This is a genomic window from Kocuria tytonis, assembly GCF_003226895.2.
Classification (GTDB): domain Bacteria; phylum Actinomycetota; class Actinomycetes; order Actinomycetales; family Micrococcaceae; genus Kocuria; species Kocuria tytonis.
In genome coordinates this window covers 564,057-575,992 of the sequence record NZ_PNJG02000001.1, presented here as the reverse complement: position 1 = coordinate 575,992, position 11,936 = coordinate 564,057, and the positions used below count along the sequence as shown (strand labels likewise).

Annotated in this window: 11 protein-coding genes; 6 read left to right on the top strand and 5 right to left on the bottom strand. The window is 70.4% G+C overall.

Translation table 11 applies throughout. From position 1 onward, the window contains the following. Positions 1-181 precede the first annotated feature (181 nt). On the top strand, positions 182-952 hold the full coding sequence (locus C1C97_RS02565) for a siderophore-interacting protein (RefSeq protein ID WP_110920431.1): 771 nt from the start codon (positions 182-184) through the stop codon (positions 950-952). Next, complete coding sequence (locus C1C97_RS02560; RefSeq protein WP_121029889.1) at positions 949-2,205, top strand: MFS transporter; 1,257 nt, start codon at positions 949-951, stop codon at positions 2,203-2,205. The genes C1C97_RS02565 and C1C97_RS02560 overlap by 4 nt, the downstream gene beginning before the upstream one ends. A 92-nt stretch (positions 2,206-2,297) precedes the next feature. Here C1C97_RS02560 and C1C97_RS02555 read toward each other — a convergent pair whose 3' ends face one another. Then, entirely contained in the window at positions 2,298-3,188 is an 891-nt protein-coding gene (locus C1C97_RS02555) for an acyl-CoA thioesterase (protein WP_110920433.1), read from the bottom strand. 43 nt (positions 3,189-3,231) lie between these two features. Between C1C97_RS02555 and C1C97_RS02550 the strand changes: the two genes are divergently transcribed. Then, entirely contained in the window at positions 3,232-3,699 is a 468-nt protein-coding gene (locus C1C97_RS02550) for an acyl-CoA thioesterase (protein ID WP_110920434.1), read from the top strand. Beyond that, positions 3,696-4,406 carry a hypothetical protein gene (locus C1C97_RS02545; protein ID WP_121029888.1) on the top strand — a complete coding sequence of 237 codons (711 nt, stop codon included), beginning with the start codon at positions 3,696-3,698 and terminating at the stop codon, positions 4,404-4,406. The genes C1C97_RS02550 and C1C97_RS02545 overlap by 4 nt, the downstream gene beginning before the upstream one ends. A 216-nt stretch (positions 4,407-4,622) precedes the next feature. Here C1C97_RS02545 and C1C97_RS02540 read toward each other — a convergent pair whose 3' ends face one another. From C1C97_RS02540 to pepN, 4 genes are all read right to left on the bottom strand, one after another. Then, positions 4,623-5,894 carry an MFS transporter gene (locus C1C97_RS02540; RefSeq protein ID WP_121029887.1) on the bottom strand — a complete coding sequence of 424 codons (1,272 nt, stop codon included), beginning with the start codon at positions 5,892-5,894 and terminating at the stop codon, positions 4,623-4,625. Next, the gene (locus C1C97_RS02535; RefSeq protein ID WP_121029886.1) at positions 5,891-6,565 is read right to left on the bottom strand and encodes a winged helix-turn-helix domain-containing protein; all 675 of its coding nucleotides are present in this window, start codon (positions 6,563-6,565) and stop codon (positions 5,891-5,893) included. Before C1C97_RS02535 ends, C1C97_RS02540 begins: the two co-directional genes overlap by 4 nt. A gap of 502 nt (positions 6,566-7,067) precedes the next feature. Beyond that, positions 7,068-7,478, bottom strand: coding sequence for a globin (locus C1C97_RS02530; RefSeq protein WP_121030507.1), 411 nt, complete (start codon positions 7,476-7,478; stop codon positions 7,068-7,070). 116 nt (positions 7,479-7,594) lie between these two features. Then, positions 7,595-10,186 carry an aminopeptidase N gene (gene pepN, locus C1C97_RS02525; protein ID WP_121029885.1) on the bottom strand — a complete coding sequence of 864 codons (2,592 nt, stop codon included), beginning with the start codon at positions 10,184-10,186 and terminating at the stop codon, positions 7,595-7,597. 267 nt (positions 10,187-10,453) lie between these two features. On the opposite strand from pepN, the gene C1C97_RS02520 reads away from it, so the two are divergent. Beyond that, entirely contained in the window at positions 10,454-10,966 is a 513-nt protein-coding gene (locus C1C97_RS02520; RefSeq protein ID WP_121029884.1) for a ribose-5-phosphate isomerase, read from the top strand. 15 nt (positions 10,967-10,981) lie between these two features. Next, the gene (locus C1C97_RS02515) at positions 10,982-11,902 is read left to right on the top strand and encodes an Fpg/Nei family DNA glycosylase (RefSeq protein ID WP_121029883.1); all 921 of its coding nucleotides are present in this window, start codon (positions 10,982-10,984) and stop codon (positions 11,900-11,902) included. The last annotated feature ends 34 nt before the right edge of the window (positions 11,903-11,936 follow it).

The window sequence follows — 11,936 nt, the reverse complement described above, 5'->3', positions numbered from 1 at the left end:
AGGCACTCGTGGGACGTATTAGGATACGGATCAGTATCGTATTGATCCGGAGGTTAGGCTAACCTAAGCCACGGGTATCGCGTAACCCGGCCCCGCGCCGTCGTACGTGCCCGCTTCGTGCGGGCACAGCATCATGTGCCGCCGTCGGAGGCCCGCCCCGCAACAAGGAGAAGAAGAGTCCATGCCCCACTGGGAACGACTGGCCGTGCGCGCACTGGGTGCCTCGGAGACCAGGCTCACGGTGGTGTCGCGGGACGACGTGAGTCCCACGTTTGTCCGGATCACGGTGCGGGACGAGGGCTTCCTGGCCCGGCACACACCGTTCCCCACCCTGTGGCTGCGGCTGTGGTTCACGTCCGGGGGCAGGGACCACCAGCGCGCGTTCACGGTGGCGGACCCCCGCCCCTCGGAGGGCCTGTTCGACCTGGAGTTCGCGCTGCACGACGGCGCGGCCTCCGACTGGGCGCGCACGTGCCGCCCCGGGGACACCGTCCGTGCCTCCCTGCTGGGCAGCACCCCGCCGTGGCAGCCCAGACGGAATCCGCGCCGGGCGCCCGCGGAGCATCCTGCGCCCGGTCTCGACACGGACTTCCGGGGCCGCACGGTGATCGTGGGGGACCCCGCGAGCCTGCCCGCCGTCAACGCGATGCTGCCCCGGTTGGCGTCCGAGGACGTGGAGGTGTGGTTCGAGTACCGCGACCCGGGGGACGAGAATCTTCCGCTCGCGGCCTCCGGGAACCACCGGGTGCACCGGATCCGGCACGCGGGTGAGGGCCGTGAGCTCGCGGACGCCGTGCTGGCGCACTGGGACGCCCACGAGCCCACAGGGGACCACCGGTTCTGGATCGCCGTGGAGGCGCAGCAGAACCGCCGCCTGAGCACCACTCTGCGGACCCGCTACGGGGTGCCGCGCACGCACATCGACGCCACGGCGTACTGGAGGAGCACATGAGCACCCTGACCGCGCCCGAGACCACCCCGGCGCGCACCGACCGCGGGTTCTGGCTCCTGCTCTGGGGGCTGTACACCACCCAGTTCATCGGGGCGTCCTTCCTCAACACCGGTCTGGTGGGCATCCTCCGGGACGGCGGCACGGACCTCGGCACCCTGGGGGTGCTGCAGCTGCTGGCGCTGGTGTGGCCGGTGAAGTTCCTGTGGGCGCCCCTGCTGGACCGCTGGTCCCCGGGCCGGTCCCGCGGCCACTACCGCTCCTGGCTGCTGATCCTGCAGCCGCTGATGGTGCTCTCCCTGCTGGGCATGGCGCTGCTCTCGGACCCGCAGCGGGGACTGGGGGTTGTCGTGGTCCTGGCCGCGGCGTTCGTGCTCTTCTCCGCCACCCAGGACATCGCCGCGGACGCCCTGTCCGTGCGCGGGCTCGAGCGCGAGCAGCACGATCTCGGCGCGGGTGTGCAGGTGGGAGCGAGCTACATCGGCACGGTGGTGGGCGGTGGGCTCGCCCTGCTGATCTACGACGCGTGGGGCTGGCGCGCCGCCGTCGTAACCCTGGCGCTGTGCACGGCCGTGGCCATGGTCCCGGTGCTGCGCCACCGCGAGCGCGAGGTGGCCCCCGTGGCACCCGCGGCGGGGCGGCTGTCCACCATGTTCGGTGTGCTCTCGGTGCCGGGCGCCGTGCGCTGGGCCCTCGTGGCCGTCCCGCTCGTGGCCCTGGGCTCCGCCGCGCTGTGGTCCCTCGTGACGCCCGCCCTGGTGGACGCCGGGTGGTCCCTGGGATTCATCGGCACCGTGACCTCCGTGATCGCCGCGGTGCCCGCACTCGGGGCGGCGCTACTCGGCGGGCGGCTGTGCCGACGCGTGGGCCGCGGCACCACGCTGCTGCTGGGCGCCGGGATCCAGCTGCTCGGCGGGCTGTGCCTCGTGCCCGTGGTGTGGTCCGACGCCCCGGGGGCTCACGGCACCCAGGTGCTGCTCGGGATCGTGGGCGCGTGCGGCGTGCTCGCGGGGTACACCGTGATGAACACGGGCATCTACGCCGTGAACCTGGACATCTCCCGCCCCGGGCACGCGGGCGCGGACTTCACCCTGCTCAGCTCCATCTCCATGCTGGGCGGGACCATCGGGGCCTCGGCCGGGCTGTTCCTCGCGAGCGCCGCCGGCTACGGCGTGGCCCTGCTGGTGGGACTGGTCGTCGCGGTGGCGGGTGCGGTCGCGTGCCGCTCGCACCCGCTGCTCGCGCGCGCCCGCTGAACCCGGCACCGCCCGACGACGCCGCGGCCCCCGCACCTGCAGCCCCCGGGAGGGGCGCGGGCGCGGGGGCCGTTGCCGTGTGACGTGGTGGGTCAGTGGAACTCGGGCAGGCGCATCATGCCCTCCTGCACGGTGGTGGCGATCATCGCGCCGTCCCGCGTGAACATCTTCCCAATGGACAGCCCGCGGGCGGAGGACGCGCTGGGGGAGCTCTGCGTGTAGAGGATCCACTCGTCCGCGCGCGCGAACCGGTGCCACCACATGGCGTGGTCCAGGGAGGCCACGTTCATGCCGCGCTCGCCCCACGAGCGGCCGTGGCGGCGCAGGATGGGCTCCATCATCGTGTAGTCGGAGACGTACGCCAGCGCCGCCCGGTGGATGTGCGGATCGTCCGGCAGCGGGGCGAGCGCCTTGACCCACACCGCGTTGTAGGCGTCCTGGGGGCCCTGCCACGGCAGGAACAGCGGCTCGGTGATGTAGCGCATGTCGAAGGGCCGCTCGAAGGCCTGGGCGCGGGCCTCGGGGATGTCCAGCGCGCCGAAGGTCTCGCGCAGCGAGGGTAGCGACTCCGGGTCCGGGACGTTCTCGGGCATCTCGTCCTGGTGCTCCAGGCCCTCGGCCGGTTCCTGGAAGGAGGCGATCATGGACAGGATGGTCTTGCCCTCCTGGTACGCGTGGATCCGGCGTGCGGAGAAGGACCGGCCGTCCCGCACGCGCTCCACGCCGAACGTGATGGGCAGCTCGATGTCCCCGCCGCGCAGGAAGTAGGCGTGCAGGGAGTGGATGGCCCGTCCCGGGTCCACGGTGCGCATCGCGGCCATCGAGGCCTGGGCCAGGACCTGTCCGCCGTAGACGCGGGCGCGCGGCGTGGTGATGGTGCGCCCCACGAAGATGTCCTCGGTGGTGCGGGCACCGCCGCCGTCCGCGAGGTCGAGCATGGTGATGAGGGAGCCCACGGGGTCTTGGGTCGGGTCCAGAGTCATGGACCCACTCTAAACCGGGGCGTGAGTGTGGTGTGATGGGAGCATGACTTCCCTCGACATCCCCGTTCAGATGCGCTTCTTCGACCAGGACCAGTACGGCCACATCAACAACGTGACCATGCTGCGGTACTTCGAGGACGCCCGCGTGCGGCTCACCGCGTCGCCCATCGCCAAGGACCCGGGCCACGGCATCCCCGAGGACACCACGTTCCGTGAGTCCGTGGGGAAGCTGCGCACGGTGGTGGCCCACCAGAGCGTGGACTACAAGGAGCAGCTGTTCTTCCGCATGGACCCCGTGTACGTGCGCACGTGGATCTCCCGGGTGGGCGGGTCCTCGTTCACCATCTCCTACCGCCTGCAGGAGGAGGACGGGTCGCACGTGTACGCGCAGGGCGAGTCCGTGATCGTGGTCATGGACCCGGAGACCGGCAGAAGCGTGAAGCTCTCGGACGACCACCGGGCCCTGCTCGCGTCCCTCGAGGACGACGTCAAGTACCCCCACGCGAAATGAGCGCCCCCCGTGAGGTCGGCTCGGACGGGTTCGCGCTGCCGGACCACCAGGACGCCGCGGACCTCGCCACCTACATGAGTCGCGCCCGCTCGGTGGATCCGCAGGCCGCCGTGCGGCTGCAGGGCATGGACCGCGTGCTCGCGGTGTGGGTCTCCGTGATCCACCCCGCCGGTCTGCTCGACACCGCCCCTGTGGTCCTCGGGCTGCGCACCATGGCCCTCGCGGAGTCCTCGGGCCTGGACACCACGGTTGCTGCCTCGGCCATCACCGACCGCCTTGCGCGCGTGAGCACGCAGGCGGTTCCCGCGGGCGACGACGCCGTGTGGCTCAGTGCCCCACCGCAGCAGGTCAACGCGCCGTGGGCCGGGATTGTCGCACCGCGCACGGGTTGGAGCGCACTGGGGACGGTGGCCGCGCACCACGTGCGGGACGTTGCCCGCCGTGGCGTGCAGGCCGTCTCGGACGCCGTCCCCGCGGACTCGGGTGCCGCGATCGTGCAGAAGGTCCGCTCGCGGGTGTGGGGTGCCTCCTCCGGGTGGGGTCCACTCGACGGCCCGGAGATCCCGGACGGCGCCGCGTTCGCCCTGGACGTCCTCGGCTTCATCCCGTCCCCGGACTCAGACGTCCACGTGGCCGCGGAGCAGACCGGGCAGTGGGCGCGGCTGAGCACCGGTGCGGGCCACGTGCTGGTCAAGCTCCCCCGCTGAGGTGGGTACCCGGGACACACCACTGGTCGAAAACGTATTTTTATGCGTTCGGAACCTCAGTCTCACCGATATCACGCACTGTGGCGCAATCTGGGTAAGACTAACTCCTGGTCGGCGGCCGCCGCCCTGAGAAAAGTGCTGACCAAGGCAAGGTTAAAGCCAGTTGAAGCAGGGCCCTCGCCCATGAGCCCTGCCAATTGGCCCGTCCGTTGCAGGTCACGACACAGATGTCGCGTGGTTGTCGCCCGTCTGGTGCCAGCTCCTGCTGGCAAGCGGGGTGAGGGCGACAATCACGTACGCGATGCCGATGGCTGCATAGATGAAGCGCAGCTCGAACGTGTCAGCGGCAATGCCAGCTGCGAGTGAGCCGAGCGGCATGCCGGCCCAGGCAATGGAGATCATCAGCGTCTGCACCCTGGCCAGCATGTGGGGCGGGACGAGCTCGAGACGCATCGTGCCAATCAGAGGGTTGAGCATCCCCGCAGCCAATCCCGTGGCCGCGGCAACCAGGAGGAGCGTGGCCGTCTGGGCGCCCAGCGCAAAGGCCACTGACAGTGGTCCACCGGTGATGACGAAAGTGCCCACGAACAAGGCGCGGCGCGCGAGGCGGTGCCCCCAGGCGCTGAACAGAACGGAGCCGACGACGGATCCGCCGGCGAGGGCGCCACTAATGAGACCAGCGGCTGCTGCACCGCCCAGTTCATCGAGTGCGTATAGGGGAAGCAGGACCGTCAAACGCGCAGTGTCGAAGGCATTCAGTACCAGGACGACAAATGCGATGTTCCGCAGCAGCGGTGTCGCCAGAACGAAGCGGGCACCCTCCGCGAGCTGGCCCCAGTAGCCGACTTCACGTGTTCTGTCTGCGTCGTCCCCGTCGCCGCCTGCAGGCGTACTTCGGGGGACCAGTATTGCGACGAGCAACGCGGATACGGCGAAGAGCGCAGCATTGACGTAAAAAGCCTCCGATGAGCCAATGGCTGCTACGAGAACGCCACCCAGTGGTGCAGCAACGAGCATGGCGGTCCGTTCAGCGCCTGAGATGACGCCAACGGTGCGCTCGAGGGGGACGCCGGCATTACGCGCCATCGCAGGTAGCAGAACCGTGCGGGCAGTCTGGCCGGGGGTGTCGAACAGGCCGCTGGCGCACAGGAGGGTGAGAAGTCCCCACAGAGGTAGGTGGTCCGTGGAACCGAGGATGGCGATCGCGAGCACGGTGACACCGCTGACCACGTCGGCGACGATGCTGGAGCGCCGGTAACCGACGCGATCGACGAGAACGCCGGACAGCGGGCCGCCGATGATGATTGGCAAAGTTGCAGCAATGGTGGCAAGGCCTATGTCGGTTGCTGAGCCATGGATGGAGCGGACGTAGAAGGGGGTCGCGAAGACGGTGATGGTGTTCCCGCCCTGTGCCATAGAGTGGGCGACTGCAAGTCCACCGAGCGCCATTCTCGAGTGGCGGGGCGAGGCCGCTCCCGGGGTGTTCATGGTTCCTCGTCCGGGTCGCTCGTCACCGGCGGAGTCTGTTCGGGATCGGGGAAGAGCTGGTACTGGAACGAAAAGACCAGTGCGTCCGTCGGCATGCCATTCGGTACGGGGGCCCCGGCAGCGCCGTGCTCGCAGTACCGGGCAAGTAGATCAGTGAGCTCCGTCTGTAGCGCGGCGACCTGCGTCGGAGTCAAGTAGAGGGCGCGGTCACCGAGGCTCGACCGTTTCTGCAACTGTGGGGGCCAGGTGTGCTTGGCTACCACCCAAGCTCGGGCCCGCTCCGTATAGAGCTCGATCACCGCGCGCTCATGGTCCTCGCTGGCCGCGGCGCTCGCCTCATCACCATCATCCGGAAGCTGAGTCACCGTGACCTGACTGATTGCTTCCCACCAGCGGACTCGACCGTCCACGCGCCGGCCGATGAGGTCGGCGGGTTCCGCATCCTTGACGAAGCCGGCCGAGGCGAGCTGGCGCAGGTGGTAACTGGTGAGTCCCGATGACTCGCCGCACCGTTGCCCCAGAAGTGTCGCGGTCATGGGGCCCTCCTGTCGCAGCAGACCCAGCATTCGCAATCGTAGGGGGTGGGCCAGGGCCCGTAAACGCGACGTCTCCGTGACGACATCGACGGGTGAGGATTCGCCGGGAGTTACAGAACCAGAAAATTCGGACATACTGCAAATTACACTTTGCAAGCACCGCTTTGCAATAGAAACGGCCCGTCGGGAACTTCATACGATCATCGACAAGGGTCCTGGCAGGGGTACGAATGCGAAGAGCAGGGGTATCGCTCGGGGAGTGCTGCCCAAACTTGGCCACGCATCACGGGGGAGAGGGCGGGTACGCTTCCAGAATTCCCTCCTGCGTCGTATGGCAGTCCGGTGCATTGCCATCGCGGCCGCAGTGTCCATGGGTCTGTCAGTGAGGCCCAGCCGCAGTGTCCATGGGTCTGTCAGCGAGGCCCAGCCGCACTACGGAGCCGTACCGCCTGTTCGGCGTCTCATGATGGCGTCGCGTTCGGCCGGTCCGCTATCAGAAAGCTACCCGTCGGGAACAATCCCGCTGTGCCAGGAACGCCCGGTAGAGCGGTTGGCAAGAGGGACCCGACAACTGCTGCGAGCACAACCGCCCCGGTGCCCACAATCGATTCATCGTGACGGGCCCAGGACGTGGGGTTCAGCCCGGCCGGTTCACCATGGCGTGGGCGGCGCGGTCGAAGTAGTCCCACATGATCCCGTCGTGCAGGGGCGACAGCTCCACCGTGTCCATGGCCGCGCGCATGTGCCTGAGCCACGTCTCGCGCGCCCACGTGTCCACGGGGAAGGACGCGTGGCGCATCCGCAGCCGCGGGTGCCCGCGCCGCTCCGAGTACGTGGTGGGACCGCCCCAGTACTGCTCCAGGAACATCCGCAGCCGTTCCTCGGCCGGGCCCAGGTCCTCCTCGGGGTACAGGGCCGCGAAGTCCGCGTCTAGGGCCACGCGGGCGTAGAACTCGCGGGTGAGTTTCGCGAAGGTCTCGTGCCCGCCCACCTGGGCGTAGAACGAGTCCGACGACGCCGCCTCGGCGGCCTCTCGCGCGTCCCCCACCTGCTGCGGCGGTTGCGTCACGGACGGGCCCGCGGAGCGGGAGCCCACCGCACCGAGGGTGAAGGTGCGCCGCCCGGCCGGAGGGGCCGCCCGTGGATCCGTCCGTTCCGAGTCGCTCACCGGCCGGGCTCCGTACCGTCGGCGCCGCGCTGGGCCGGCGCGGCGGCGTCGACCTGCTGGGCGCGCACGGCGCGACGGGCAGCGTCCTGGCGCTCCAGCACGAGGCGGCGCAGGCCGCTGTGCGAGGGGTCGAGGTGGTCCAGGAAGTCCTGGGCGGCATCCACCGTGTCCTGCGTGGCGTGCCGGGGGAACAGCCCCACCGCGATCTGCTGGGCGAGCTCGTGCGTGCGTTCGCGCCACACCCCGGTGACCTCCTGGAAGTACCGGTCCGCGTAGGGGGCCACCAGGGCGTCGTCGTGCCCGCGGAAGAAGCCCGCGATCGCCGCCTGCTGCTGGGAGTTGGGCAGGGCGCCCTGCTCCACCACGAGGCGCCAGGTGTCCGCCTTGGCCTCCGGCGTGGGGATCGCTGCGGACGCGGTCGCAGCCGCGATGGCACCCGTCTCGGTGTTGTCCTCGCGCAGGGCCGCCGCAATGTCGTCGGCGCCCTTGCGGCCGGCCGCCACGAGGGCGATCAGCACGGCCCAGCGGGTGTCGGTGTCCAGCTCCAGGCCCTCGGGGACGCCCTCGCCGCGGGAGAAGCCCGCCACACGCTCGATCTGGGCGTCCGTGCACGCCCGGCGCAGGAACGCGCGGAAGAACTGCCACTGGTGGTCGGAACCCGCCTCGGACTCCTCGACCAGGCGCCACAGGCTCACCGCGGCGTCCTCCCGGACCTGCTGCGCGTGCTCGGGGGCGAGGTAGCGGTCCAGTGCCGTGTCGAGCTGGCGCAGCTGCACCTGCACGGCCGTGGAGTCGGTCTCGTGGCCCACGTTGGCGAGCACCAGGCGCACGTAGTCGCTCGCGGGGCTCACGCCGTCGTGGACGGAGTCCCACGCCGCGGCCCACACGAGGGAGCGGGGCAGGGACTCCTCGAAGTCTCCCAGGTGGTTCATGGCCGTGGCGAGCGAGCACTCGTCCAAGCGGATCTTGGCGTAGCCGAGGTCGTCGTCGTTGAGCAGCACCAGGTCCGGGCGTTCGCGGCCCACGAGCTGCGGGACGTCGGTGAACTCGCCGTCCACGTCCAGCTCCACGCGGAACGTGCGGGTGAGGCGCCCGGTGTCCTCGCGGTGGTCGTAGAAGCCCACGGCCACGCGGTGGGGCCGCAGGGTGGGGTGCCCGTCCTGGCCCAGCTGCTCGATGCGGAAGGACGTGATGACGCCGTCGTCATCGGCCTCGACCCGCGGCACCAGGGTGTTCACGCCCGCGGTCTCGAGCCAGCGCGCTGACCAGTCGGTGAGGTCGCGCCCGCTGGCCGCCTCGAGCTCCACCATGAGGTCGGAGAGCTCGGTGTTGGACCACGCGTGCTTGCCGAAGTACCGGTTCAGCCCGGCCATGAACTGCTCCTGGCCCACCCACGCCACGAGCTGCTTGAGCACCGAGGCGCCCTTGGCGTAGGTGATGCCGTCGAAGTTCACGAGCACGGCCTCGAGGTCCGGGATCTCGGCCTTGATGGGGTGCGTGGTGGGCAGCTGGTCCTGCGCGTAGCCCCAGGACTTCTCCCCGGCCACGAACGTGGTCCACGCATTCGTGTACTCGGTGTTCTGCGCGCACGCCAGGGTGGACATGTACTCCGCGAAGGACTCGTTGAGCCAGAGGTCGTTCCACCAGCGCATGGTCACGAGGTCCCCGAACCACATGTGTGCGAGCTCGTGCAGGACGGTGATGGCGCGGCGCTCCACGAGGGCCTGCGCGGGCTTGGAGCGGAAGATGTAGGACTCCACGAACGTCACCGCACCCGCGTTCTCCATGGCCCCGGCGTTGAACTGCGGGACGAAGAGCTGGTCGTACTTCTCGAACGGGTAGGGGATGCCGAACTGGGACTCGTAGAACTCGAAGCCCTGCTTGGTGATCCGGAACATCTCCTCGGCGTCCATGTGCTCGAACAGCGAGCGCCGCGCGAACAGCCCGAGCTCCACGGTGCGCCCGTCGGAGGAGACCAGGCTGTCGGTGGTGCTCAGGTACGGGCCGGCGATCAGCGCGGTCACGTAGCAGGACATCACGGGCGTGGGGGAGAAGTCCCAGCGGGCCACGCCCTCGGAGACCGCCACGGGCTCGGGGGTCGCCTGGTTGGACACCACGGCCCACTGCGCGGGCGCCGTCACGGAGAACTGGAAGGTGGCCTTCAGATCCGGCTGCTCGAACACCGGGAACATCCGGCGGGTGTCCGCGACCTCGAACTGGGAGTAGAGGTACACCTCGCCGTCCACCGGGTCCACGAACCGGTGCAGGCCCTCGCCCGTGTTCATGTAGTACATGGTGGACTCCACCAGGAGCTCGTTCTGCGCGGCGAGCTCCGGCAGCCGGATGCGCTCGCCGTCGCTGACCGCGGCGGGGTCCAGGGCGGTGCCGTTGAGGGTCACCGACTCCACGGACGCGGTGATGGCGTCGATGAACGTGCTCGTCCCCGGCTCGGCGGTGAACGCCACGGTGGTGCGCGCGCGGAAGGTCTCGGGGTTCTCCGTGAGGTCCAGCTCCACGCGGTAGGACTGCTCCGAGACGACCTCGGCGCGCTCCGCGGCCTCTGCTCGGGTCAGGTTGGTTCCGGGCACGACGGCGTTCCTCTCCTCGACGACAAGTCCATGCGCACGCGACGCATCCAGCCATTATGACAGTCACCGCAAGCACCTCCGCGTCACCCGCGCAGTGCGTCGTCCCCCGCGCGGGACGGCGCGGCGGAGCGCCCGGGGCGCGGACGACGGCGCCCCGGGCGCCGGGCGTCCCCACCCCTCCGGGGCGGCGATACAGTGGGGGCACGCATCGACCCCGCGGCTGCCGCACGGCACGCCGCCCTCCCCAGCTAGGAGCTGCTGACACCCATGCGCGTGCACATCGCCACCGACCACGCCGGCCTCGAGCTGTCCCACCACCTGATGGCGGAGCTCACCGGGCGCGGCTACGAGATGATCGACCACGGGCCGGTGGAGTACGACGCCGCGGACGACTACCCCGCGTTCTGCATCAGCGCCGCCATGGGCGTGCGGGAGGACCGCGCGAACGGCCTGGACTCCCTGGGCATCGTGCTGGGCGGCTCGGGCAACGGCGAGCAGATGGCCGCCAACGCGGTGCAGGGCATCCGTGCCGCCCTGGTGTGGAACCAGGACACCGCCAAGCTCGCCCGCGAGCACAACGACGCCCAGGTCATGGCCATCGGCGGGCGGCAGCACGAGGCGGACGAGGCCCTGGAGCTCGCGCTGACCTTCCTGGCCGAGCCGTTCTCGGGCGACGAGCGCCACGTGCGCCGCATCGCCCAGCTGTCCGAGTTCGAGCGCACCGGGGATATCGCGGGCAAGCTCTCCGCCGTCACCCCCCGCCCCTTCTCCGGCGACTGAGCGGGCGCCCCACTCATGCCCGAGGGACACTCCGTCCACCGCCTCGCGCGTCAACTCGCGGACCTGTTCGAGGGGCAGCGGCTGAGCGTGAGCAGCCCGCAGGGCCGGTTCGCCGCGGGTGCCGCCCTGCTGGACGGGCGCGTCCTCACGCGGGCGCGCGCCCACGGCAAGCACCTCTACCTGGACCTCGCGTCCCCCGACGATCCCGAGGACGTCATGGTGCTGCGCTCGCACCTGGGGATCTACGGCGCGTGGAGCTTCGCCGGGGACGAGACGTTCGCCGCGGCGTCGGCCATCGGCGCGCCGCGGCGGCTGGGGGAGCGGGAGACCGGCTCCGCGGCGGGACCCGTGGTGCACGACGCCGCCGGGCGCGTGGTCCCCGACGCCCCCGTGGGCGCGGTGCGCGTGCGTCTTGCGGGGGAGCACGGGTGGGCGGACCTGCGCGGTCCCACGCTGTGCGCCGCGGAGACCCCGGCCGAGGCCAGGGCCGCGGAGGCCAAGCTCGGCCCGGACCCCCTGGACCCGGAGGCGGATCCCGAGCCCTTCGTGGCCGCCGCCGGACGCAGCCGGCGCCCGATCGGAGTGCTGCTCATGGAGCAGCACGTGGTCGCGGGGATCGGCAACATCTTCCGCGCGGAGTCCCTCTTCCGCCGCGGGGTGGACCCCACGACCCCCGGGACCTCGCTCACCCGCGAGGACCTGCTGGGGCTGTGGGAGGAGAACGTCGCGCTCATGCACGTGGGCGTGCGGCTGGGGCGGATCATCACCACGGACCCCGAGGACCGCCCCGGTGTCCCGAAGGCCGAGGCGTGGCCCGAGCACGCCAACTACGTCTACCACCGCCAAGACCAACCATGCCGCCGGTGCGGGGCCACGGTGCTGAAGCAGGACCTGAACGGGCGGGGCCTGTACTGGTGCCCGAGCTGTCAGGCATGAGCACGGGGGCCAGACGCTCGGGGAGGTCGACGGG